Here is a 24,214-nt window from a genome sequence, read left to right on the forward strand (position 1 = left end):
AGCGTGCGTAATAGAATTCGGCCGATACGGATCGGGTGTCCGGGAACCGGAAGCGCCCGAATTTAACTACAGTCAATAGTTTAGAAAGTGGCGTAGATCACTGTCAAGGTTCTGTCGCGGACGCCGCCCTGCATCCCCGATTGCCGGTTCAGACACCGCCGGCAGCGGCGAACAGATCACGCTGGATGATCTCCTTCATGATCTCGTTCGTGCCGCCGTATATCCGTTGGATCCGGGCATCGACAAACGCCTTGGCGACCGGATACTCCTTCATGTAGCCGTATCCGCCATGCAGCTGGACACCCGTGTCGATGACGTCCCACTGCAACTCCGTGGCCGCGAGCTTCGCCTTTGCCGCATCGACGACACTCAGCTCACCTCGATTGTGTTGGCGCACTGCCCGATCGAGGAACGCTCGCGACAGATCGATTCTGGTCGCCAGGTCGGCGAGAACGAAGCCGGTGTTCTGGAACTGCGAGATCTTCTTTCCGAACGCGGACCTCTCGGAGACGTAGTCGACCGTCCACTGCAGTACCGCCTCGGCCGACATCTGCGCGGCCAGTCCGATCCCCAAGCGTTCGAGCGGCAGGCTGTCCATCAGGTGCCCGAATCCCCCACCTACCTGTCCGAGGACGTTACGAGCCGGCACCCAGACGTCGGAGAAGATCAGCTCGGCCGTGTCCTGAGCAGCAAGCCCCACCTTGTCGAGTTGCCTGCCGCGGCTGAAGCCCTCCATCCCTTCTTCGACCACCAGCAATGTGAACCCACGCGAACCCGCATCAGGGTCGGTGCGGGCCACGACTATGACCAGGTCGGCGAGTATTCCGCTCGTGATGAAGGTTTTCGTTCCGTTCAGAAGCCATCCGTCATCGCGTTTGATCGCGGAGGTGGTGATACCCCGGAGGTCGCTTCCGGTACCGGGCTCACTCATGGCGATCGCACCGATCGATTCTCCGGAGGCGAAGCCCGGCAACCAACGCGCGCGCTGCTCCTCGTCGGCCAGACGCAGCAAGTAGTTGAGCACGATGTCGTCGTTGGTCGAGAACCCCGATTGCAGCGATGCCGCTCCCACCCGCGCGAGTTCCTCGATCACCACCACCCGGAACCGGTAGTCCTGCTCGTCCGCGCCACCGAACTGTTCGGGTATCGACAGTCCGAGCAGCCCGAGCTTGCCTGCCGCACGCCAGGTGTCGCGATCGATCAGCCGTTGTTCATCCCAGCGCTCCAGATTGGGCACCACCTCGCGGTCGACGAATCCGCGTACCGTTTCGCGGTACGCCTCGTGGTCGGCTTCGAACAGATCGGACTGCATCATTCTCCTTGCGGTGAAACTGAAATGAGTTGTCTCAGACTGCGGGCTGCGGCCTGGAGGTTGCGGGTTCAGAGACCGAAGCGGACGTCGGTTCGATCATGCTGGAAGCGGGTCAGTCGGCACGCATTGACCAGTGCGGCGTTTTCGGAGTCGACATAGACGATCACGCCTTCGAGTCCGGCGTCCGCGGTATGGGTGAAAGCCGATGTCAGCAGAGCCCTGGTCAACTCCGGCTCATCGTTGGCGGGGTCTCGCGAGAGATACTCCACGACAACGCATTTACCGAACTCGTCCGACACCACGGGGTTCGTGTTCAACGTCAGTGCGCCGACCACGTGACCGCCCTCATCCTCGGCGATCAACACCGTCTTGTGATCCTGGCTCAGGTCGCGGATCAGTCCCGGGCAGGGCACGGCCGTTTCGGCCGCGCGTTCGACGAAGGCAGCCAAGGATCCCGCGCGGTCTCCATCGGCACCGACGGCGCTCACCCGCGAGAGTGGAAGAGAACTATCGACGGGTTCCTCGACCGGACGAATCAGCTTCCACACCCGCTGTATCCGGGGAATGAGGTGGCGGTCCGAGAGCCGGCCGGCGGCAGGATGATTGCCCTGTGCCCACGCGCGTAACGAACGCGCACCACTACCGAGCCAGCCGCCCTCGACTCCCACGTCGAGACCAGCCTGTTCCACGAAGAGTGTGACGATGCCCAGAGACCGCAGTTCGGGTGCGACCACCAGTTGGACATCGCCGACGCCGTGGCGATCGACGACCATCCGCAGCACTCCGGCAAGGCACTCGGGTTCTTCGTCCTCCCCTGCCCGGACCTGACGTGCCAGCATGCGTATCAGCAGCAATCGCCGGTTCGGATCACCCTGCGCAAGATCATGTTCGACATCCGAGAAATCGATCGTAGAGAACTCGGCCTCGGCGTCGTAGCCGGACGCGGACTCGAGCAGGTTGCGGACTTCGACGGCTTCGTGGTCGCTGAGCTCGGCCCGCCACTGGTAACTTATCATCTCCGCACACCCTCGGATTTCGGCGCGTCCATTACTCGGCGGCAGCGCCGTCGGCGATCAGCTTCTTGATCTCGCGTCGGAAGACCTGATTGGCCACCTCGTTCCGGCCCAGCATCATCTTGCCCGCACTGGCGCTACCCATACCTTTCTGGGACTGGCGCAACAGCGGGAAATCCTCCTCGTGCAACACGGCCAACAGGATGTCCCAGTTCTTGTTCCACCGTTTGTTCCAGTGCTCCTCGGTGAAGCCACTCACCTCGACCTTGGGCACCATCAGACGCTGTTCCATCACCGACCGCCCCGGATCTGTCGGATGCGGCCGGAACGTCAAGAGCTGAAAATGATCCGGCTGCCGCAGCAGGGTGCTGTTGGGAAGCAGGAAGTGCGTCTCGGTGACGTACTTGTCGAGCAACTCGTCGCCGGGATCCTCTTCGAGCCAACGGTCGATGGTCTTACGGGGTGCGATGAAGCGGCAGTGCCTGCCGAAATCCTCGAAGGCCATCACGTTCGTGTGAATGATCTTTCCCGCTGTGTTGGGATGGGCGTACTGGATGTGATAGCCATCGAGGAAGGCATCCTGCATGATCTTCCAGTTGACGGGTTCGTCGAATCCCGCTGACCGGAACGACACCAGCTCTCCGAGTTGGTAGCCCGCCAGGATCTCGTCCATCTCTGCGCCGAGCCAGGCCGCCACGTCGATCTCCGCGTCGGCGTTGTCGACGATCCAGACGAAGCCGTGGCGCTCCTCGGTGGGGAGCTCGATCAGTCCGTGCTCTGAACGATCGACCTCTCCGAAGGTCGAGTCTCTGGTGATTGCTCGAAGAGATCCGTCAGGATCGTACGACCACCGGTGGTAGGCGCACGAAAAGATCCGGCAGCGTCCCTTCTCCTGCTCCTCGAGCAGTGCACCGCGATGGCGGCATAGATTGACGAAGGTACGAACACTGCCATCCTTCTGCCTGACCACCAGGATGTTGTTCCGTGGCATCTGCAGCGTCATGAAGTCGCCGGCTTTCACCAATTCCGACGAATGGGCGACGATGGACGGAACCCGCCCGAAGACCTGGTCACGCTCCTGCTTGGCGAGTTGGGGATCGGTGAACTCTTCGGGCGCGAAGTCGACGATGTCGTCGAACTTGTCGGTCGTCTCGTTGCGCAACAGCTCCAGGGCCCGACGTATGCGGTCCTGGCGCGGTAGTGAAGTGGTCATGTGATCCTCCCGATCGCAGGGGTGCAGCGAGTGCAGCAGCACGCGCCGGCTGGGCTGATGATCTTAAATCTACAGCCTTTAGTTTAAGCGGACAAGTCTTCGGACGGTCCGACTACGAACTCGGCGTGAACGTGATCGGCAAACGGACACATCCGCGAACCTGGCTCGCATGCAGGATCGGCGGATCACCGTCCACCAGCCGATAGTCCGGAATCCTCCGGTGCAGTTCCTCGAGTGCGAGTCTGAGCTCGATGCGGGCGAGATGCGAGCCGATGCATCGGTGTGGCCCACCCCCGAACGACAGATGCCGATTCGGATGCCGCTGGATGTCCAGCTCGGTCGGGCTGTCAAACTCTTCGGAGTCCCGATTCGCACCACACAGCATCAAGATCACCTGATCTCCCTCGGCAATATGAACTCCGCCGAGCGTCGTGTCCTTCGTGGCACGCCGCCCCGGGATGACCGCAGCTTCGATCCGAAGAATCTCCTCGACCGCCGAAGGGATCAGTGAGGAATCGGCGATGATCTCCTGACGCTGCTCGGGGTTGTTGACAAGGTGAATGATGCTCCACGCCAACGAACCCTGCACTGTGTGCAGACCACCGATGAGCAGCAAGAAGAACATCCGGGTCAGCTCCTCGTCGGTGAGCAGTCGCGGACCGGCCTCGAGGTTCACCTCGGTGTGGACAAGCGTCGACGTGATGTCGTCACCGGGGTTCTCCCGGCGGTCGGTGACCATCTTCTGGAAATATCCCAGCATCTCCATGCCCGCGAGTGCCCGTGCCTGGTTCGACTCCTCTTCAGTTCCACCCGGTTTGCCCAGCAACATGACGTTGGTCGCCTCGGTGAAGACCTCGGCATCCTCGAGCGGCCAGTTCATGAGGGCGAGAAAGACCCGGGTCGGCAACTCGTGAGCGAACTCGCCGATGAACTCGGCTTCACCCCTGGACTCGAACTTGTCGATCAGTTCGTTCACCACAATGCGGATGCTCTCTTCGAGCTCCTTCATCCGGCCCGGACTGAACAGGGGCTGCATCGCCTGGCGATATCCGGTGTGATCGGGCGGATCGATCTCCACCGGGATGAACTTGCCGAACGACTCATCGGTGACGAGGTTGTTGGGATAACTCGAGAAGGTCTCCGGGTCGCGGAGCACTTCTTGGATCTCCCGGTACTGCGTCACGATCCAGTGGCCGCCGTGGGCCGTCGAGTACACGACGGGACCTTTGCTCGCCAACTCAGCGACTTGAGCCTGCACGGTATCGACAGGTGCAGCGATGGATTGGTCGTAGATGTCGAAGTCGACGACCAGGTCGGCCGGAGCTTGTTCAACTGTTGTCATGGGTTCCTCGCTTGTTGTTCAGGCGTGTGACGTGCTTCGAGGCACGAGTTCGAGTGCCCGCTCGGGGCACACCGCGACGGCGTCTCGGGCGGAATCGATGGTGCTGAGTCCGATGTTCGGATCTGTGATGACCGGGTAGCCCTCGTCGTCGCAATCGATGAGCTCTGGCCTTGTCCCATAACACATTCCGTGACCCGCGCAGGCCTTCCGATCTACCTCGAGGGTGAAACCCGCATCGTCGACTGGCATCGGCGTCCTAATTCTCCACAGGTTCTGGCCGCAGATCCTCGTCGAACCACATGCCGACCCGGGCGAGGGTGCCGCCATCGGTTGCGGGCAGAACCACCCCGGACATGTACGCCGAATCGTCAGAGATCAGGAACAGAGCGGCTTTGGCATTGTCGATCAGTGATGGCGGACGATTGAGCCGCAGCGAGATAGGCGACACCACGGGGTCCCAGGGCCCCGAAATCTCTTCGTACGATTGGCCGACAACCGGCGCGCCGGCATCCATCAGGAAGTTGGGCGACATCCCGTGGGTCGGAGCGATCGCGTTGACGCGGATTCCGTACTTCCCGAGATCCAGACTGAGGCCGCGCACCAGCGCGTTGACCCCGGCTTTGGTCGCCGAGTACATCGAGATGCTGTGATAGGCCAGCAGTGACGCAGCGGACGAGGTCGCGAGAATGGTGCCGCCACCATTGGCCCGCAACGCAGGCACAGCAGCCTGCGCGGTGTAGATGACACCACTGAGGTTCACGCCGCATACCGCGTGCCAGTCCTCTTCGGTGAGGTCCTGGAACTCGACCTGTTCGCCACCGGCAACCGAAGGAACACCGCCACGCGACACGATGCCGGCGTTGGCCCAGGCGACGTCCAGCTTTCCGAAATGCTCGACCGTCTTGTCGACGGCTGCGACGATCTGACTCTTCTGCGCCACGTCCGCCGTGATCGCAATGGCGTCACCACCCTGCTGCTCGACCAACTTCGCAGTGTGTTCGGCCCGCTCGGAGTCGATGTCGACCACCGCGATCTTCGCCCCCTCGGATGCGAACAGTTGTGACGCCTGCCGACCGAGACCGGATCCGGCGCCGGTGATGAGTACGACCTTGCCTTCGAGCTTCATGATGTTTCCTCCATCGTTGGGACGGGCCGCGACGACGCGGGCCAGGTCCTTCGAAATCGTGGCGCCAGGGGGCGTGTGGCCGGCGCCAAGTGGTGTCCGCGGCAAGTGGCCTAGGTCACTTTCAGCTGACATCGACAAACCTTACTACCATAGGTTTGAGACGTCAATCACGATTTGTCATCTGCTGCGTTGGGCACAAATATGCACTTCAAGCGCATTGCTTCGCGATCAGAGGGCCCCGTAAATGCAACTCAACCGACATTTCGGGAACACTGAGACATATTTCGTCCTGTGTAACTTTGCGTGGTGAGATCACGACACATCCTTTCGCATCAGCGGCAGACGTAAACTCACGCCATTAGTTTTCGGGACGGTGAGCGCACAGACCGTCCCCGCTACACGACTCGGAGGTAGACCAATGGCCCTCGACCCCACCACCCCGGTGCTGATCGGCTACGGACAGGTGAACCAGCGCGATGACACCTCACCCCTACTCGAACCGGTGGATCTCATCGCGGCAGCCGCGCGTGCAGGCGCGTCCGAGACGGTGCTGCGAGCCGTCGACTCCATTCGACTCGTCCGGATGCTCTCGTGGCGCTACCGCGACCCCGGCCTGCTACTCGGACAGCGGCTGGGTGCCGAACCCACCACGACCGAATACGTCGGCGACGGCGGCAACGGGCCCCAGACCCTGCTGAATCGCGCGTGCACGGACATCTCAGCGGGTAAGGCGAGCGTGGTCTTGATCGGCGGCGCCGAGACCTGGCGAACCAGGATGCGCCTCAAGAAGCAGGGCCGGCGGCCGGACTGGACACAGCAACAGGATGATGTCCCCAGGGCGCAGAACACAGTTGGGTCAGTGCCGATGAACGGTCACGCCGAGGAACAAAGCGGCCTCGATCGGCCGGCGCACGTATACCCCCTGTTCGAACAGGCGATCAGACTCTCCTCGGGCAGCACCGCGTCCGAACACTCCCAGAAGATCGCCGAGCTCTGGTCGACCTTCAACGCGGTTGCCGTCGAGAACGATCACGCCTGGGTCCGCACCCCCTTCACCGCCGATGAGATCGCGACGCCGTCCCCCGACAATCGACTGATCTGCGATCCGTACACCAAGCTGATGAACTCGAACAACTCCGTCGAACAGGCCGCCGCCCTGGTGCTCACGTCAGTCGCGAAGGCACGATCTCTTGGTGTGCCGCAGCAAGACTGGATCTTCCCGATCGCGGGCACCGATGCTCACGACACCTACGCGATCAGTGAACGTCACCGACTCGACCGATCCCCCGCGATCCGGATCGCGGGCCGTGAGGTCCTGCAGTTGGCCGGCATGGGCATCGACGACGTCGACTTCGTCGACATCTACTCGTGTTTTCCATCCGCCGTCCAGATCGCGGCCACCGAGCTCGGCCTGCCACTTAGCGGATCAGATCGCCCCTTGACCGTCACCGGCGGTCTCAGCTTCGCCGGTGGGCCGTGGAACAACTACGTGTCGCACTCGATCGCGACGATGGCGGAAAGGCTCCGCGCCAATCCCGGGAGCAGCGGCTTGGTGACCGCCAACGGCGGCTACCTGACAAAACATGCCTTCGGGATCTACAGCACTGAACCTCCCCAGCACGGGTTCCGTTGGGCGGATACCCAATCCGAGGTCGATCGACTACCGACAGTGGTCGCCGATCACACGTGGCGCGGGAGCGGCACAATCGAATCGTGGACCGTCACCTATGACCGCGACGGCTCTCCCGAAACGGGTCTGATCGCGGTGCGAACACCCACGGGTGGCCGAACCCTTGCCGCAATCGACGATGCAGACCAGGTCCGACAGATGCTCGACTCCGAGCCCGCAGGCATGAATGTCACGGTGGGCGAAGGCAGGGTCGCCACCTTCAGTTGAGGCACTGAGTGCATAAACCTACAGACATGAGCCAAGTAGGAGCAGTTCAAGGCAATTTTTCTGAAACACTAGATTGTTTAAATCTAATGACTGTAGGCTTCGCTCTCGTCACATGGTGACGTAAACCACTCCGGACATCATCGTCCGAAGATCAGGAGCGAAGAACATGCGTATCAGATCCGGAACCCTCGTCATCGCGGCCAGCGCCAGCTTGGTCCTGGCACTCTCCGCTTGCGGAGACGACAGCTCGAGTGACACCCCAACCTCGTCCAATCAAACCTTCACCGGCGACCCGGTCACGGTGATGACCATCGCCCCCGTCGACACCGCCGCCATCAATCAGCCAGAAATCCACGACGCGGCGAAGGCGGCGGCGACCTCGATCAACAACGCCGGCGGTCTGAACGGGCACGAGGTCAAGGTCATCAATTGCAACGACGGAAACGACACGAACAAGGCGGCAGAATGTGCACGCCAGGCCGTCTCCGAGAACGTGGTCGCGGTACTGGGTGGCTTCACCACGAACGGCGCCACCATCAACCCGATCCTCGATCAAGCCGGCATCCCCTGGATCGGCGCTCCTGGATTCTCGCCGAATGAACTGGCCGACAAGAACTCCTTCCCCCTGCTGTCCGGCGCCCCCACGTTCGCCGGCATCGCAGCCAAAGCGGTGAAGGACGGCTGCACGTCCGTCGCCACCGTCCTGTACGACACACCGACCACAGGTAAGGCCGTCGATCTGATCAATCTCGGCCTGACCGCGGCGGGTGGTCAGCCGGCGACCAACATCAAGGTCCCGACAACAACAACCGACTTCGGCAGTGTCGCGAAGTCTGCAGGTGAAGCCGACTGCGCCATCATCGGACTACCCAACGATCAGACCGTCGCCGTCGCCAAAGCGGGCGAGAGCGTCGGTGTCGACACCCGGTACTACATCCTGTCGGGAGGCCTGAACGACACGGTGCTCTCCCAGGCGGGCAAGGCATTCGAGGGCGCGGGCTCGGCGAGCAACTTCGTGGTCGCCAGCAACCCGGTCTGGGACGAAGCAAAGGCATCCACCGACGATGTCGACTGGACCGGTCCGTACAACCAGGACACCTGGGCGTCGTACCGGGTGTTCGCCGACGTGATGACAGGACAACCCGACATCACAGCAGCAACGGTCACCGCAGCGATGAACGGCGCCAAAGACATCGACGCCGGCGGACTCATGGCACCGGTCGACTTCACCACCGAGTTCGCTGTTCCGGGCCTGAACCGGGTCTTCAACCGCAACGTCGTCTACATCACGGCCGACGGTGGAGAGGTCGCCCAAGAAGGCGGCTTCGAAGACCTGGGTCCGTTCTTCGGCCAGTAGTACTACCCGCGGTGCGGCCCTGCCTCCGATCTCGGCAGGGCCGCATCCCCTCTCCAGCCCAGAAAGACAGCCAATGAGCACAACCGTCACCGCAGTACCCGCGGTACATCTAGATCATCTGACAGCCGGGTATGGCGGGACGCCCGCTGTCCACGACCTCGACATCCGGGTCGAACCCGGGCAGATCGTGTCGCTGCTCGGCGCCAACGGCGCGGGCAAGACCACCACACTGCTGACCATCGCCGGCGAGATCTCCCCGATGAGCGGAGACGTGCAGGTGCTCGGAGACTCGAAACGTCGCAGCCTCGATCACCGCGCCCGGCACGGACTCGGCTACCTCACCGAAGAACGCTGTGTCTTCATGAATCTGACCGGGCGAGAGAATCTTTCGTTGGGTCGAGGGTCGGTGGACGCCGCTCTCGAGTATTTTCCCGAATTGCGGGAACACCTGGGCAAAAAGGCCGGACTGATGTCCGGTGGGCAACAACAGATGCTTGCCCTCGGTCGCGTACTGGCCGGGCAACCGAAGGTACTCCTGGCCGATGAACTCTCACTCGGCCTCGCGCCATTGATCGTGCAGCGGCTACTGAAAGTGCTACGGGAGGCCGCCGACCGCGGCGTTGCTGTGGTCCTGGTCGAGCAGCACGTCCGGCACGCACTCGAGATCGCCGACCACGCGTATGTTCTGCGGCGCGGCCGGGTCGTGCTCGACGGACCCGCCGCAGACCTCCGCGGCTCAGCAGACGAAATCGCACAACACTACTTGACCGGGGAATCATGATGGACATACTCACTTTTGCCTTTCTCGGCCTGGGGACCGGTTCCATCTACGCGCTGTTGGCGATGGGTTTGGTCCTGATCTATCGCGGTTCCGGCGTGATCAACTTCGCGCACGGAGCATTCGCCCTCCTGGGTGCGTACACGGTCTTCCAATTGCGCACCGAGGCCGAACTGCCGTTCTACATCGCGCTCGTGGTGGCCATGGTCGTCGTTGCGGTGACAGCGATACTCGTGCACTTCCTCGTCATGCGACCCCTGCGCTCGGCGAGCCCGCTCGCCAGGGTCATCGCCACACTCGGCGTACTCACGATCGTGACGCAGGGGGTCCTGCTGAAGTACGGGGCCGAGCAACGCACCGTCGATGTCCCGGTGTCCACCGACTCGATCAGCCTCACCGACGACCTGCTCATCGGCAAACAAAACATCTACCTTCTGCTCATCACGGTCGTCTCTGCGGTTGTCCTCGCCGCGATCAGCAACCGCACCAAAGTCGGACGAGCATTGTCCGCATCAGCCGAAAATCCCCGAGCCGCAGCAGCCCTCGGCTGGTCGCCCGACCTTCTCGCCTCCCTCACCTGGGGCCTTGCCGGGGCTCTCGCCGCCGTCGCAGGTGCATTCTTCCCGGCGACCTCGTCCGGCTTCATCTCGGTGACCCAGATGAGCGCCCTCATCATCGGGGCGCTCGCCACGGCGCTCCTCGCCGAGTTCAGGTCGTACGCGCTCGCGGTGGTGGGCGGTCTCCTGATCGGGATGGGGCAAGCGCTCGCCACCCGCTACATCGACCAGACCGGCGTGGCCGATGCAGTGCCGTTCATCGTGATCATTCTGGTGTTGGTGGTTCGTGGCCGCGGACTGCCCGTGCGCGGCATGATCACCGACCGGCTACCCCGCGTCGGAACCGGCCGGATCCGCCCGGTGCCGGTTCTGATCGCCGCTGTACTCGCCTTCGTCATCGTACGTTTTGCCGTGCCGGACGATTGGCAGCCCGCGATCATCGTTTCGATCACCTTTGCCATCGTCGGACTGTCCGTTGTGGTCATCACCGGATACGCCGGCCAACTCTCACTGGCACAGTTCGCGCTCGGTGGTGTGGGCGCCTATGCCGCAGGCCGATTGGCCGCAGCACAGGGCTGGCCGATGGAACCGGCGCTGATCGCCGGCGTCCTGGTGGCCATGATCGTCGGATTCGTCATCGGACTACCGGCCCTGCGCACCCGCGGCGTCAATCTCGCGGTGATCACCTTCGGCCTCGGCTTCGTCATCTACCAACTCGTCTTCGCCAACAGTGACTACACCGGCCGCGACGCCCAGACCAAGATCGACTCCCCGACCTTCCTCGGTCTGGACGTCGACCCGGTGACCCATCCGGCCAATTACAGCACCATCTGCCTTGTCGCTCTGGTGGTGGTAGCCCTTGTCGTCGCAAACCTGCGCCGCAGCCGCGTCGGGCGACGGTTGCTCGCCGTCCGCACCAATGAACGGGCGGCAGCAGCCGTCGGTGTCAACGTCTTCCAATCGAAGTTGTACGCGTTCACCATTTCTGCGGGTATCGCCGGACTCGGCGGCGCCCTGTACGGGTTCAGCTACTCCACCATCCTCTACCAGCAACTGTTCCCGTCCGAAATGTCGATCAACGTCTTGGTGCTCACCGTGATCGGAGGCGCCGGGTACGTCCTCGGACCGATGGTCGGGGCAACGCTGGCCACCGGCGGCGTCGGTGTCCTCTTCTTCGGCGACGCCACCACCAGCGCCGATTCGAGTTTCGTCAAGTACCTACCGTTGATCACCGGATTCCTGCTGCTCGTCACCTTGATCGGCAGTCAGAACGGCATCGTCGATCGTGCGCAGACGCTGCTGGCCGAACTCTGGCAGAAGGTACCGACCCGGCGGCGTACAACTGCGGCGCAGACGGTTCCCGTGCGGTCGACGGGTGTCAAGGCGGAGGTCACGCCACACACGCTCGACATCATCGGCGTCACACAACGTTTCGGTGGCTTCACGGCCCTCTCAGAGGTGTCGATGACCGTCAGCCCCGGCCAGGTCGTCGGATTGCTCGGACCCAACGGGGCCGGTAAGACGACCTTGATCGATGCCGTGACCGGCTACAACCGGATCTCCGACGGATCCGTCCGATGGGATCAGCAGGACATGACGTCCTGGTCGCCACACCGGCGCGCCCGCGCCGGCCTGTCGAGGTCGTTCCAGTCGCTGGAACTCTTCAACGACTTGACCGTCCGCGAGAATCTGTTGGCGGCCTCGGATTCGCGAGACCTGTTGGCCTACGTGACCAATCTGTTCTATCCGGGACCGTCGCGTCCCACCGACACCGTGCTGGCAGCCATCGAGGAACTCGGCCTCAGCGATGTGCTGGACGTGCGGGCCGAGGAACTGTCCTACGGGCGGAGGCGGCTGGTCGCCATCGCCCGTGCGGTGGCGACAAGGCCATCGATCCTGCTCCTCGACGAGCCCGCCGCCGGGCTCGACGAAGAGGAAAGCCGCGAGGTCGGACATCTCATCCGGCGTCTGGCCGATGATTGGGGCATCGGCGTCCTTCTCATCGAACACGATGTGCCCATGGTGCTCCGGACTGCCGACCGGGTTCACGTCCTCGACTTCGGACGGACGATCGCCGCGGGCACACCTGATGAGATCCGCGGTGACGAAGCGGTTCGCGCAGCGTATCTCGGGGAGCCGGTGGCGTCGGCGGAGGACACGGCCGAAGTCATCCGCCAGTAGTTCCGGACAAACCCACTCGTTCCAGGCACGTCCAGGTGTTGCAACACCTGGGTGTGCCTGGAACGCCTGGGTTTACGGGGCGCGGCGAGATCGTCACCGGACCTTCGCGTACAGCTGCGGCACACCGGCGTAGGTCTGCCGCAGGTTCGGCTTCGAGATCTTGCCGCTGGCCATCCGCGGCAATGGCCCGTCCGTGAACACCACATATCTGGGCACCTTGTAGTCGGCGAGATTATCGTTGCAGTGGGCGACCACGTCAGCTTCGGTCAGGCCGTCGACCCTCGCGAGAATCGCAGCCGGTGTCTCCCCGAACTTCTCGTCGTCCACGCTGATCACGGCAACCTCCTCGACACCCGGCAGCTGGCTGATCACATGCTCGATCTCTGCAGGTGAGATGTTGAGTCCACCGGAGATGATCAGGTCCTTGAGGCGATCGACAAACGTGAGATACCCGTTCTCGTCGAGCTTCCCGAGATCGCCCGTGCGCAGCCAACCGTCGACAAAGGCCGCCCGCGTCGCCTCGTCGTTGCGCCAGTAACCCGGCATCATGCCCGGACCGCGCAGCAAGATCTCCCCCGGTTCGTTCGGCGCACAATCCTTGCCTTCGGCATCTACTACCCGGATCTTCGTGAAGATCCCTCCCCATCCGCACTTGTCCGGGTGTTCGGCGGCCTCATCACGCGGCATCACCGTTGCCGATCCGCCGATCTCGGTCTGCCCGTACAGCTGCCGCAACTGCACACCTCTGGCCAACCAGGTGCCGACCAACGACGGTGACACGCGCGCACCCCCGACGTGGGCGGTGGTCAGGTGGCTCAGATCTGCGTCGTCGTAGCCCGGAACCCGGGAGATCTGCTCCCAGAGGATCGGCGGTCCGGTGAAGGTGGTCGCGCGAGACTCGACCAAGACGCGCAGGGCAACTGCGGGATCGAAACCAGGTTGTAGCAGCAAGGTGCCCCCATGCAGCACGGTACGAGCAATACCCCAGATGATGCCTCCCGCGGTGAACAGCGGGATTGCCAACAGTGGCCGTAAGCCGTTGTGTCCTATCGGTTCCTGCATTGCCCATTGATGCATCATTCCGGCGATGGTGGCGTGGGTGAAGATGACACCTTTCGGAGCGCCGGTTGTGCCACTGGTGAACACGATCGCCGTAGGATCCGACAATTCGGCCACCGGGGTTCGGAACGCGGGGGTGGCGGCACCCCGTAGCGGCCGGACATCCCGCTCGAACTCCGCGACCGCGAAGGTCTGTCCAACGGTGCGCACCTCGTCGAGTCGCGGGCGCAATCCCGAGTCGCAGTACACCACCACCGGTTCACACGTGTCTACGAGGGCTTCGAGTTCGCGTGCGAGAAAACGTTGGTTGAACGGCGCCACGATCGCGCCCACCCTCATCGCCCCCAACGCTGCGACGCACCACTCCAGCGAGTTCTTCCCGAGCAGACCGACGCGGTCTCCCGCCCTGACTCCCCTCGATGCGAGGTCGTGTGCCACTGTGTCGATCCAGCTGCCCAGCTCGTTGTAGGTCACCTCGTCACCGGCGAAGTCGATCGCCACCTGTTCTGGCACCGCCCGTGCCCAGTAGGTCAGCGCATCGATCACGGTGCCACTCATCGGTTTCCTCCTGCTGTTGTCCGAGTGTCCCGGGACACCTCTACGTTGATTCCGGTCAGGTGCGATTGATTGCTCAGTGGATCGAAAGCTCCCGCACCGGTCGGCGCGAGCTGGTTGGCGTTCACCCCCGGGTGTCTACGGGCGACGTCGAGACTCCTGGCGGTGCGCTGGCCCCAACCGTGTGTCATTGCCACGACACCCGTTCTGAGGGTGTCGTCGCACACGGCCACCGCGTCGATGGCGCCATACCGATTGCTTACCCGGACGGTGTCCCCGTCGACAATGTCCAACCGGCACGCATCGACGGGGTTGATCCACAGCGGATTATCCTGATGAACACCGTGTTTGAGTACCGGGACGTTGTGTAACCAGCTGTTGACCATGAAGTTGGTGCGGCGGGTGATGAGCTTCAGCTGCCCGACAGGTTCGGCGAGCAGCTCAGCGTACAGATCGGCCGCAGCTCTGCGGGCACTCTCGAATACGGCCGGACAGCAATCGATCAGACCGTTCTCGTGCTGCACGGCAATGCTGAAGACCTGAGAAGGAACGGCTTCGGGTAACACCGCTGTCTGGCACGGCAATGTCTTCAAAAGATCGATGGACAGACCTGCATCGCTCATCAGGGTATCGACGATCGCATAGGGATCGGGGCTCGGATCGTCAAGGAGCGTGGCCACACCCATCTCTTGGAGAATCCGCGAGAGTATCCACCAGTCATCGCGGCGCTCGCCCGCGGGCGCTGTCACGGCAGGGGTGTATTGCACGTACGGTTCCATCGCGACACCCATGGTGTTCAGGAAGTTCACGTCTTCGCGTTCCAGCCAATCGGTGGCGGGCAGAACGTAATCCGCCATCTCGCCGGTGACCGTGCGATACAGGTCGATGCTGACGAGCAGTTCGAGCTCCTCGAAAGCCTCACGCAGTCGGGCTCCCCCGCCGATCGACAGCAACGGATTGCCCGACACCACGATCAACGCGCGGATCGGATCGTCTGGATTCTCGATGAAGTCAGGCAGCAGAGCTGCGGGCAGATCGCCGCTCACGGTTCGCATGGTGCCCAGTGGGCCGGTGAAGAACGGATCCTCGCGTCTGCGTTTCGAGTTCTGGACCACGTCGGCGACGCCGCGCGAGTAGATGTTGCCTCCGCGGCGTCCCAGGTTGCCGGACAGCAGACTCACCATCGTGAGCATCCAGTAGGCCAGGGCACCTTGCCTGCCCTGATTGACGCCCGTGGCCATATAGACACTCGCGGTCGGTGCCCCACAGAACTCATCCGCCACGGTGCTGATGCGACCGGCGTCGATTCCGGTGACCTCGGCAACTCGCTCGACCGGGTACTGCGCCACGAAGTCGAGCAGTTCGTCGATCCTCTCCGCGTGGCGTTCCACCTCGTCGCGATCGAAACCGATCCGAAAGGCGATCTCGTGCAGGATCCCCGCCAGGAAGTAGAAGTCGGTATCCGGCTTGATCAGCAGCACCTCGCCGGTGTCGGGTCCCGACGACTCGATCTGGCGCGGATTGACGAACAGTGTTGTACCGCCCCGCTTTTTCACATTTCTGATCTTCGCCATCGGATCCGAGATGTGAATGAGCGTCATGTGCGACACCTGGGGGTTACTGCCGAGGCACAGGAAATAGTCGGTGTGGAGCAGATCGGGGATCGGATGTGCCATCGATGCCCCATAGATCGCTTCACTTGCGGCATATTTGGCGGACGTGTCCTGTGTCCCGGCGCTGAACCGCATCCGGGTGTCGAATCCGCGGGCAATCGAGGCTGCGTTCGCGTAGTAGGCACCATTGAAGGCAGAAGGGTTGCCCTGGTAGATACCGATGGAATCGCGACCGTGGTCGCGACGGAGTTGCACCAGCTTCCCGGCGATCTCCCTCACCGCTTCATCCCAGCTGATGGGCTCGAAGACACCGCGTTCTTCGCTTCGCGGGTTGATTCGCTTCAGGGGTCTGTCAATCCGGTCCGGGTCGTCGTGAACCTGCAGGTAATGCACACCCTTGTGGCAGGCGAATCCCTGGTGCACAGGGTGATCGTGGTCTGGTTGTAGGCGGACGACCGCCCCGTCGGCGACGTCGGCCAGCACTCCACACCCAGGTTCGCAGATCCGGCAGAAGGTATGCACCTGGCTCGGCGCGGGCCCGCTCATCCGACGACTGCCGCAGACGACGATCTGCTCGCACCGGCCACCGCCACCGCCTCGTGCGCATCGACGATCTTGATACGTGGCCGACCGACCTCGCGGCCCCGCTCCCGCTCGTAGCGGTCGATTGTCCGCCAGTCCGCACCGCTGAGTGCATCCGGGCAACGTTGCCGCACCAGCTCTTCGACGTCGGCTAGCGTCCCCGACGGCGCACCCAACACGCCCCGGCGATGATCGTCGAGCAGTGTGGTGACCGTCTCCGCTGCGCAGTAACGATTGGTGCCGATCACCCCGGTCGCACCTCGTTTGATCCAGCCGGCCACGTAGTGCCCCGCGACTGCAGTTCCGGTCGTCGGCTCGACAACGCGCCCTTCGACGTTGACCACTGTGCCGGTCGCGGAGTCGAAAGGCAGTCCGTCGATCGGTCTGCCGCGGTATCCGACTGCCCGCAAGAGCAATCCGCAGTCGATACGGCTGGTGGTCCCGGCTGCGGTATCGGTCACTTGTAGTGCCTCGACATGGTCAGAACCGATGAGCGCTCCTGGCGTGGACCCGAAACGAAAGACGATGCGGCGATTGCCAGGCGTCGCCTGCCGCCGGGCGTACTCGGCGAGAATCTGCGTCTTGATCGGAGCGTCCGGTCCGGCCGTCACCGAGCCCTCGACGATGACGTCGATTCCGGGCAGGGAGCCCAGGGCCAGCAGTTCTGGGGTGGTACAGGCGGCGAACTCGGGACCCCGACGGCCGAGAACGATCACTTCTTCGACCGCGCTGTCGGCCAACGTCGTCAGCGCATGGTCAGCAATATCCGTCCGCCGTAGAGCTTTTGCGTCGGAGACCAGGATGCGTGCGACGTCCAGGGCCACGTTGCCGTTGCCGACGACCACCACCCGTCTCGTCGACAGATCGAAGGAGGCGTTGGCCTGGTCGGGATGCCCGTTGTACCAGGCGACGAACTCCCGCGCCGAGCCGCTGCCGGGTAGATCTTCGCCGGCGATCCCGAGCCGCCGGTCACCCGATGCTCCGGATGCGTGGATCACCGCGTGGTGATGGGCCAAGACCTCGTCGAGGCTGAGGTCCCGTCCGACGTCGACGCCCAGATGAAACGTGAAGCCCGTGCGGCTCGCGGTGCGGTTGAACACCTTGTCCACGGTCTTGGTGCGCCAGTGATCCGGCGCGACCCCGAACCGGACCAACCCACCGGCCACAGGGAGCCGCTCGAACATGGTGACCTCTGCGGCGATGTCGCGGCGCGCGAGCAATTCTTCGGCCGCGTAGAACGCGGACGGTCCCGAACCGACGATCGCAACCCGCAGCGCCGGCGGATCATCGACACGCGCTGTCGCGAGCGTCAGGGGTAGCGGTTGCACATGCGTCCCTGAGTCCGTCGCTCGTGGGTTTCGTTGGAAGTAATCGGCATTCATCTCCCGGTATCGGTCGACGTCTGGAGCGATCGCGTCCCCGGGCACGATCGCATCCACCGGACACACGTCTGCGCAGGCTCCGCAGTCGATGCACGTGGACGGGTCGATGTAGAGCATCTCGGTGCGCGAATAGTCCCGTTCCGCGGGCGTGGGGTGAATGCAGTCGACCGGACACACAGCGACGCAGGTGGCGTCGTTGCAGCAGTTCTGGGTGACGACGTAGGCCATCAGGATCGCTCCTCGCTCAGTCGGGTCACGCTGACCGGGACTCCGTTGAAGATGGGTGATGAGGTCAGTGCCTCGAGTTCGGTGGAGTCATCCACCAAAGCGTTGTAGTTGCTTCCGGGAACGGCCTCCGATCGTGGCGTCCGCAGGCCCGGTCCGCTGTGTCCCCATCCGTGCGGCATGCTCACCACGCCGGTGCGCATGGCGTCGTCGACCCGCAGTTCGGCGAGCACAGTGTTCGTGGAGGACGTGACGGCCACCCGGTCACCGTCCACCAGGCCGCGCATCGCGGCGTCGTGCGGGTCCATCATCAGCGCGCACTGCCCACCGTCCGGCTGCGGAAGCGCGTTGTGCAACCACGAGTTCATCCCCCGTCGCTGCCGTCGGTTGATGAGCAAGAGGTCGTCGGTGGGGCGGTCCACTGACGCACGTAACCTCGGCAGATCGGCGGTGATCATCGGTGGGACCAGGTTGATCCGACCATCCGGAGTCCGCAGAACCTCAGGCAGCCGGGGAGTCAGAGGGCCGTAGTCGATGCCGTTCGGGTTGTGCTCCAGCAGTTCGAGAGTCAGGCCTGCAGGTTCGAGACCGAACCGATCGCCATAGGGCCCGCTGCGGAGCCGAAGGTCCAGGAGGCGAAGCGGACCGCGGCGTGACCCGGAGGCCATCGCCGCCGCGTCCGGTTCGCAGCCGGCGAGCTTCGCTGCTCGGCGGGTGGCGATGACAGCCACGTCGTCATCGATCTCCTCGACCGTCCGTTCCGGAGTCCCCTTCGCTATTGCCGCCAGCCGCAGCAGGATCTGCCACTCGGCGCGTTCATCGTCGGCGAGATCCAGCAACGGCGGGGTGTACCGGGCGACATTTCGGATCTGGAAGTGGGCCAGCGTCACATCGTGGTGCCCACGGGTCACCAACGGCGGCGGCGGCAAGATGACGTCGGCGTAGCGCGTCGTCTCATTCACGTAGCAGTCGATCGACACCATGAAATCGAGGGCGCCGAGGGCCCGCTCGATCGCAGCGCTGTTGGGGAGCGAGCGCGCCGGGTTACCTGCGAGGGTGATCAGAGCTCGGGTCCGGCCGGGCCCGGGGGTCAGGATCTCCTCTGCGAAGCAGACACCCGGCAACTCCCCCATCGCCTCCGGGAGATCACGCACCCGCGAACGCCACCGGTCGAACATGAGCTTCGGTGGTCTCGACACCGGCCATGTGTTCTGACCGCCGGCCGGCGGGAGCGAGAACATCGCACCGCCTGGTCGGTCCAGGTTCCCCGTGACGATGGTCAGGACTTCGACGAGCCAGTTGGCCAGAGTTCCGAACTCCTGCATGCAAGTACCGATCCGGCCGTGTGCCACCGCTGAAGGTGCACCGGCGAAATCGCGCGCGACCGTACGGATCAGCTCCGCGTCGATGCCGCACGCCGTCGCGACCACATCCGGTCCATAATCGGCAGTGAGGGTGAGCATCTCGTCGAGACCGTCCACCACGTCCGGCATCCGATCAGGCCGGATCAAACCCTCTGCCGCAATGACGTGGAGCAGTCCGAGCAGGAACAAGGCATCGGTACCCGGCCGAATCGGCACGTGGAGATCGGCGACCTCAGCGGTGCGGGTGCGAACCGGATCCACCACCACAAGCGTGCCGCCCCGTTGCCGAAGAGCACGCAATCTCTGCTCCATACCGGGTGCTGTCACGGTACTGCCGTTCGACACCATCGGGTTCGAACCCAGGACCAGAAAGTAGTCGGTGCGGTCGATGTCGGGCAGGCTCAGTCCCAGCCCACCGCCGTAGAGCAGCATGTGCGCCAGATTCTTCGGCCAGGTGTCGACACTGGCCGGTGAATAGATGTTCTTCGTACGGACCGCGCTGATCAGCTCACCCAGGTAGAAGGTGGCGTCGAGGTGGTGCGCGGCAGGATTGCCGTGATAGATGGCGCAACTGCCGGGGTCGGCAACGAATTCGGGAAGGCGTCTGCCGATCTCGGCGAATGCCTCATCCCACGTCGCCTCCCGGAAACCGCCGGTGTCGGCGCGCAGCAACGGCGTCCGGATGCGGTCCGAGTCGCCCTCGATCCGGCCCAGACCCAAACCCTTGGCACAACTGTGTCCGCCGCTCAGCAAGTCGTCGGGGTTCGGCGCCACACCGACAACTGTTCTGCCCTCGAGCTCCACCAGCAACCCGCAGGTCGATTCGCAGAGTGGACATATCCGATGTCCAGTAGGCCTTTTCACGGAGACGGTCACGGTGTCCTCCGTTCGTGATCTTCGATCGCTGCAATCGCTACCGGCACGGCGGTCAGCGTCGGCATCGCGTTGATCGCCTGCACACCCTGGCCGCGACCGGTGAGAGCGTTGACGTTGGCACCGGACTCCCCGTCGTCGATGCTCCCGAAGCAATGGGTGATCGCCACTGTTCCGCGAGTGAGGGTGGCATCGCTCCGCGCGCAGGTCCGAAGCTTTCCCGACGACGATCGGACTTCGACGTCCTGACCGTCGCGGAGTCCGAGGACAGTCAGATCGCGGGGATGGACGGAGACCGGATTGATCCCACCAGGGACCAGCCCCGGAACCCTGGTGCCGGTGGAGTTCACCGCCTCGCGAATGCGTCGTACGGTCAGCAGGAACGGATACCGCACAGCGGCAGTCGTTTCGGCCAACGCCGAGCGCAACTCGGCGGCGACGTCGTCAGGCATCAGGGTCAGGCGGTGTGCGGCCCGGTCCGGGTCGGCAGGGCCGACGATCGCATCGCTGCGAGGCGCAAGACGCCCGTGAGGTGCGGCTGTCAGATCGTTCACCGGAACCCGGCCCCGTTCGGCCGCCATCGCCAGCAGATCATCGGCCGTTGGCGGGTCGCCGGGGTCGAGTTGCCGTCCCGCGAACTTGATCGGCTGGCCCGACGCGGCCGCGAGGTCGAAGAAGAAGCGCCAGTCGTCGACCACCCCGGCCGGCGGCGACACCACAGCGGGTGTGAATTGGGCGAACGGGGTCGGGAAAAACGGCTCCATGATCATGGTGTGATCGGCACGCTCGTACATCGTCGTCGGAGCGATCACGTAATCCGCCAGTCGAGCGGTGTCAGACATCCAGGGGTCGATGCTCACCAACAGGTCCAGCGACCGCAAGGCCCGGAGCGTCTTGTCTCGATCAGGTAGTGCTGCCGCCGGGTTGCCGCCGGAGACGATCAGCGCGCGGACCCGGTCTGGGCCCGGTTCGAGGATCTCGTCGGCGAGAATGCCCGACGGCAGTTCCCCGCGAATCGCCCGCAGCCCACCGATTCGGCTGCGAAAGCCTTTACGGTAAGCGCGCTCGGCCGGGGCGACCTCCGCCCGCGCCGGCACCTGCCGGGTGAGCACCGCACGGTCGTCGGCCGGTTCGCCTTCCCGTAGAAACCTGCCGCAGACCACGTTCAGGGCCGCGAGCAGGTGCTCGGCCACGTTCGAGTGCGGGCCCATGCACACCCCGGTACCGCTGGTCGCCATCCCCCGCGAACCACCCGCGAAAACCCTCGCCGTCTCGACGACCTGCTCGGCGGGTACGGCGCAGATTCGTTGAACCACAGTCGGCGTCACCTGCGAGACGGCCCCGATCAACTGCGGCAAGTCCGCAACATACTGCGCAGTGAAGTGGTGGTCATGCAGGCTCTCCGCGAGAATCACGTGCAACAGCCCCGCGAACAGGACCGCATCGGTACCAGGGCGGGGGGTCAGATGGATATCGGCCAGTGCGGCGGTCTCGGTGCGCCGCGGATCCACGACGATGAGGCGGAGCCCACGCTCGCGAGCGGACCGCAACGTCCAGGACGGATTCTGGACCACAGCTCCGTCCCCATCGCCTCCGTTGCCCGAGACGACCGGATTGGTCCCGGCAAGGAGCCAAACGTCGGCATTCTCGATTCGTTGCCTACCGCCGAGGTACGACCCCATACGTTCAGCAACAACCCATTTCGCCGACTGGTCGATGGTCATGGTGGAGAACAGCTTGTGAGATCCGGTGCCACGGAACCACGCGCGCGCCATCAGCGGGGTGAGTGCAGCAAAATTGTGCTGAGTCCCGGTGAACAGGGCCACCGAATCAGGTCCGTACCGGGCAATCACCTCATCGAGGCGTGCCGCGATGTCGCGGACCGCATCTGCCGTGGCAATCGGCACGTGTCCGGCCCCGTCGACGTGTGTCCTGTCCGATCTTCGGAGCGAGGTGGTCAGTCGGTCTGGGCTGTGGGTCAGATCGCCGCCCCGACGGCCTTTCGGACACGTGTACCCACCGGAGATCGGGTGCTGGGTGTCGCCGAGTATCCGGCCTATCCGACCGTCTTCCACATCGACGAGGACCCCGCACGACGAGGCGCACAAGCGGCAGTAGGAAACGTGGCGAGACGTGTTGGCGAGCATGCGCACCCTCGACGACGCCGTCAGGCCTGCGTCGGTATTCCCTGGACGGCCAGTGCCTCCTGTGGGACCGCCGGAAACCGCTGCCGCAACTTCGGTTTGGCCAACTTTCCGGAAAACGTGCGCGGCAGGGGCTCGTCCAGGGCGACTGCGTGCTTCGGGCGCTTGAACTTTGCGAGTTGCTCGCCGGCGACCAGTGCGATGTCGGCCACGATGTCGTCAGCGGAGCGATCGCTGTGGAAGACCACCATCGGCACCTCGCCCCAGCGGTCGTCCTTCACACCGATGACCGCGAGGTCGACCAGGCCCTCGATTCCGTGCAACGCATTCTCGATCTCGGCCGGGTAGACGTTGAGACCACCTGAGATGAGCATGTCCTTGCTGCGGTCGACGATCTTCAGGAATCCCGAGTCATCCTTCAACCCCAGGTCGCCGGTGCGCAGCCAACCGTCGACCAAGGTCGACGCGGTCGATTCGGGCTTGCGCCAGTATTCGCGCAACACGTGCTCGCCGCGAACCAGGATCTCGCCGACCTCACCGGAGGGGGTATCGACACCGGGATCGCCGATCCGGACGTGGGTTCCCACCATCGGCAATCCGGCAAATCCTGGGCGGGACCGAGCATCCTCGTACTGCAGGGTGGTCACCATCCCCGACGCCTCGGTCAGGCCATAGCACTGCGTCAGCGGGATGCCGTGCGAGCGGTAGAAGTCGAGTAGATCGAGACTCACCGGCGCGCCGCCTGTTCCCGCGAAGGTGAAGTCGGCGAGCTTGCGCCCGTCGAATCCCGGGAGGGTGGTCATCCGCTCCCAGATCACGGGAACGGTTGTGGCGGCCGTGATCTGCTCACGCTCGAGCGTTTCGAGTGCGATCTGAGGGTCGTACTCCCGCAGCAGCACCATGGTCGCGCCGGGAACGACGACCAACTGCATGAAGACCGACAGCACCGAACCCGTGTACACCAGAGGCGCGGAACACAGCACCCGATCAGTGGAGGAGAATCCGAATGTGAGGGTTTGGGACAGGCCCGGGGTCATCGCGTTCCGGTGGGTGATCAATGCACCCTTCTGTACACCGGTGGTCCCTGAGGTGTAACAGATGAAAGCCGGGTCGTCGGCGTCGATCCAGACCGTCGGCGCTGCGCCCGTGTCGATCAGCACATCGTAGGACGGGTGATCACTTCCGCCGATGGCGAAGGTCTCGAAATCGGCCTGCGTCGTGGCGACCTCGAGCAGGGACGAGAATTCATCCTCGACGATCACGACTCGAGGTCCCGAATCGACCACCATCGGTGCTAGTTCTCGTGCGGTGAGACGGAAGTTCAGCGGCACGCTGATCGCACCGAGTTTGAGAGTTGCCAGGATGACGTGAGCGAGCTCAGGCCGGTTGAGCATCATCACGGCGACGCGATCACCCTTGCGCACACCACGTGCCGACAGCCCGCGTGCCAAGGCATCGGTGATCGTGTCGACCTCGGCCCAGGTCTGAGCGGTGTCTCCGAACACGATGGCCTGCTGCGCGGGCCGCGTCTTACCCCAGAACCGGGTCAGGTCTGCCAAGTTCATCAATGCGCTCCTCGTCTTCGGCCGATTCACCCGGCCGTGCCGTCGGCGTTGTGACCGTGCTCACTTCCGCCTGGTT

At 63.8% G+C, this 24,214-nt stretch carries 16 protein-coding genes; 4 read left to right on the forward strand and 12 right to left on the reverse strand.

The features are described 5' to 3' along the window. Positions 1-148: 148 nt before the first annotated feature. The 6 genes from J3S28_RS08935 to J3S28_RS08960 all read right to left on the reverse strand — a co-directional run bounded on the left by J3S28_RS08935 (position 149) and on the right by J3S28_RS08960 (position 6,006). Positions 149-1,312, reverse strand: coding sequence for an acyl-CoA dehydrogenase family protein (locus J3S28_RS08935; RefSeq protein ID WP_207839754.1), 1,164 nt, complete (start codon positions 1,310-1,312; stop codon positions 149-151). 68 nt (positions 1,313-1,380) lie between these two features. Then, on the reverse strand, positions 1,381-2,328 hold the full coding sequence (locus J3S28_RS08940) for an N-acetyltransferase (RefSeq protein ID WP_207839756.1): 948 nt from the start codon (positions 2,326-2,328) through the stop codon (positions 1,381-1,383). A gap of 31 nt (positions 2,329-2,359) precedes the next feature. Next, entirely contained in the window at positions 2,360-3,538 is a 1,179-nt protein-coding gene (locus J3S28_RS08945; RefSeq protein WP_207839758.1) for an aromatic ring-hydroxylating oxygenase subunit alpha, read from the reverse strand. A 112-nt stretch (positions 3,539-3,650) separates the two neighbouring features. Next, positions 3,651-4,880 carry a cytochrome P450 gene (locus J3S28_RS08950; protein WP_207839760.1) on the reverse strand — a complete coding sequence of 410 codons (1,230 nt, stop codon included), beginning with the start codon at positions 4,878-4,880 and terminating at the stop codon, positions 3,651-3,653. An 18-nt stretch (positions 4,881-4,898) separates the two neighbouring features. After that, on the reverse strand, positions 4,899-5,129 hold the full coding sequence (locus tag J3S28_RS08955) for a ferredoxin (RefSeq protein ID WP_207839762.1): 231 nt from the start codon (positions 5,127-5,129) through the stop codon (positions 4,899-4,901). A 7-nt stretch (positions 5,130-5,136) separates the two neighbouring features. Next, the gene (locus J3S28_RS08960; RefSeq protein WP_207839765.1) at positions 5,137-6,006 is read right to left on the reverse strand and encodes an SDR family NAD(P)-dependent oxidoreductase; all 870 of its coding nucleotides are present in this window, start codon (positions 6,004-6,006) and stop codon (positions 5,137-5,139) included. Between the two features lie 418 nt (positions 6,007-6,424). Here J3S28_RS08960 and J3S28_RS08965 point away from each other — a divergent pair, with 418 nt between their 5' ends. The 4 genes from J3S28_RS08965 to J3S28_RS08980 all read left to right on the forward strand — a co-directional run bounded on the left by J3S28_RS08965 (position 6,425) and on the right by J3S28_RS08980 (position 12,776). Continuing rightward, a complete protein-coding gene (locus J3S28_RS08965; protein WP_207839767.1) occupies positions 6,425-7,903 on the forward strand; it encodes an acetyl-CoA acetyltransferase in 1,479 nt (492 codons plus the stop codon). Positions 7,904-8,069: 166 nt separating this feature from the next. Continuing rightward, a complete protein-coding gene (locus J3S28_RS08970; protein WP_207839769.1) occupies positions 8,070-9,260 on the forward strand; it encodes an ABC transporter substrate-binding protein in 1,191 nt (396 codons plus the stop codon). Positions 9,261-9,333: 73 nt separating this feature from the next. After that, positions 9,334-10,041, forward strand: coding sequence for an ABC transporter ATP-binding protein (locus J3S28_RS08975; protein WP_207839771.1), 708 nt, complete (start codon positions 9,334-9,336; stop codon positions 10,039-10,041). Continuing rightward, complete coding sequence (locus J3S28_RS08980; RefSeq protein WP_207839773.1) at positions 10,038-12,776, forward strand: branched-chain amino acid ABC transporter permease/ATP-binding protein; 2,739 nt, start codon at positions 10,038-10,040, stop codon at positions 12,774-12,776. The genes J3S28_RS08975 and J3S28_RS08980 overlap by 4 nt, the downstream gene beginning before the upstream one ends. A 93-nt stretch (positions 12,777-12,869) precedes the next feature. Here J3S28_RS08980 and J3S28_RS08985 read toward each other — a convergent pair whose 3' ends face one another. Genes J3S28_RS08985 through J3S28_RS09010 form a run of 6 tightly spaced genes read right to left on the reverse strand, consistent with a single transcriptional unit; the run spans position 12,870 to position 24,138 of the window. Then, entirely contained in the window at positions 12,870-14,393 is a 1,524-nt protein-coding gene (locus J3S28_RS08985) for a class I adenylate-forming enzyme family protein (RefSeq protein ID WP_207839776.1), read from the reverse strand. Next, the gene (locus tag J3S28_RS08990) at positions 14,390-16,549 is read right to left on the reverse strand and encodes a molybdopterin-containing oxidoreductase family protein (RefSeq protein ID WP_207839778.1); all 2,160 of its coding nucleotides are present in this window, start codon (positions 16,547-16,549) and stop codon (positions 14,390-14,392) included. The genes J3S28_RS08985 and J3S28_RS08990 overlap by 4 nt, the downstream gene beginning before the upstream one ends. Further along, positions 16,546-18,195 carry an FAD-dependent oxidoreductase gene (locus J3S28_RS08995; RefSeq protein ID WP_207839780.1) on the reverse strand — a complete coding sequence of 550 codons (1,650 nt, stop codon included), beginning with the start codon at positions 18,193-18,195 and terminating at the stop codon, positions 16,546-16,548. Before J3S28_RS08995 ends, J3S28_RS08990 begins: the two co-directional genes overlap by 4 nt. Continuing rightward, positions 18,195-20,432 (reverse strand): molybdopterin-dependent oxidoreductase, encoded by a 2,238-nt coding sequence (locus J3S28_RS09000; RefSeq protein WP_207839782.1) that lies wholly within the window; start codon positions 20,430-20,432, stop codon positions 18,195-18,197. Before J3S28_RS09000 ends, J3S28_RS08995 begins: the two co-directional genes overlap by 1 nt. Further along, positions 20,429-22,576 (reverse strand): molybdopterin-containing oxidoreductase family protein, encoded by a 2,148-nt coding sequence (locus J3S28_RS09005; protein ID WP_207839784.1) that lies wholly within the window; start codon positions 22,574-22,576, stop codon positions 20,429-20,431. Before J3S28_RS09005 ends, J3S28_RS09000 begins: the two co-directional genes overlap by 4 nt. Before the next feature lie 20 nt (positions 22,577-22,596). Next, positions 22,597-24,138, reverse strand: a complete 1,542-nt coding sequence (locus J3S28_RS09010) for a class I adenylate-forming enzyme family protein (protein ID WP_207839786.1) — start codon at positions 24,136-24,138, stop codon at positions 22,597-22,599. Positions 24,139-24,214: the final 76 nt, after the last annotated feature.

Origin of the sequence: Williamsia soli, assembly GCF_017377795.1 — a bacterium.
Taxonomy (GTDB): Bacteria; Actinomycetota; Actinomycetes; order Mycobacteriales; family Mycobacteriaceae; genus Williamsia; species Williamsia soli.

Excerpts from the sequence above, each read along its gene's own strand:
- J3S28_RS08960 (WP_207839765.1), bottom strand. The coding sequence starts at position 6,006 with ATGAAGCTCGAAGGCAAGGTCGTACTCATCACCGGCGCCGGATCCGGT.
- J3S28_RS08935 (WP_207839754.1), bottom strand. The coding sequence starts at position 1,312 with ATGCAGTCCGATCTGTTCGAAGCCGACCACGAGGCGTACCGCGAAACG.
- J3S28_RS08995 (WP_207839780.1), bottom strand. The coding sequence starts at position 18,195 with ATGGCCTACGTCGTCACCCAGAACTGCTGCAACGACGCCACCTGCGTC.
- J3S28_RS08990 (WP_207839778.1), bottom strand. The coding sequence starts at position 16,549 with ATGAGCGGGCCCGCGCCGAGCCAGGTGCATACCTTCTGCCGGATCTGC.
- J3S28_RS08940 (WP_207839756.1), bottom strand. The coding sequence starts at position 2,328 with ATGATAAGTTACCAGTGGCGGGCCGAGCTCAGCGACCACGAAGCCGTC.
- J3S28_RS08980 (WP_207839773.1), top strand. The coding sequence starts at position 10,038 with ATGATGGACATACTCACTTTTGCCTTTCTCGGCCTGGGGACCGGTTCC.
- J3S28_RS08950 (WP_207839760.1), bottom strand. The coding sequence starts at position 4,880 with ATGACAACAGTTGAACAAGCTCCGGCCGACCTGGTCGTCGACTTCGAC.
- J3S28_RS09005 (WP_207839784.1), bottom strand. The coding sequence starts at position 22,576 with ATGCTCGCCAACACGTCTCGCCACGTTTCCTACTGCCGCTTGTGCGCC.
- J3S28_RS08965 (WP_207839767.1), top strand. The coding sequence starts at position 6,425 with ATGGCCCTCGACCCCACCACCCCGGTGCTGATCGGCTACGGACAGGTG.
- J3S28_RS08985 (WP_207839776.1), bottom strand. The coding sequence starts at position 14,393 with ATGAGTGGCACCGTGATCGATGCGCTGACCTACTGGGCACGGGCGGTG.
- J3S28_RS08975 (WP_207839771.1), top strand. The coding sequence starts at position 9,334 with ATGAGCACAACCGTCACCGCAGTACCCGCGGTACATCTAGATCATCTG.
- J3S28_RS08955 (WP_207839762.1), bottom strand. The coding sequence starts at position 5,129 with ATGCCAGTCGACGATGCGGGTTTCACCCTCGAGGTAGATCGGAAGGCC.
- J3S28_RS08970 (WP_207839769.1), top strand. The coding sequence starts at position 8,070 with ATGCGTATCAGATCCGGAACCCTCGTCATCGCGGCCAGCGCCAGCTTG.
- J3S28_RS09010 (WP_207839786.1), bottom strand. The coding sequence starts at position 24,138 with ATGAACTTGGCAGACCTGACCCGGTTCTGGGGTAAGACGCGGCCCGCG.
- J3S28_RS08945 (WP_207839758.1), bottom strand. The coding sequence starts at position 3,538 with ATGACCACTTCACTACCGCGCCAGGACCGCATACGTCGGGCCCTGGAG.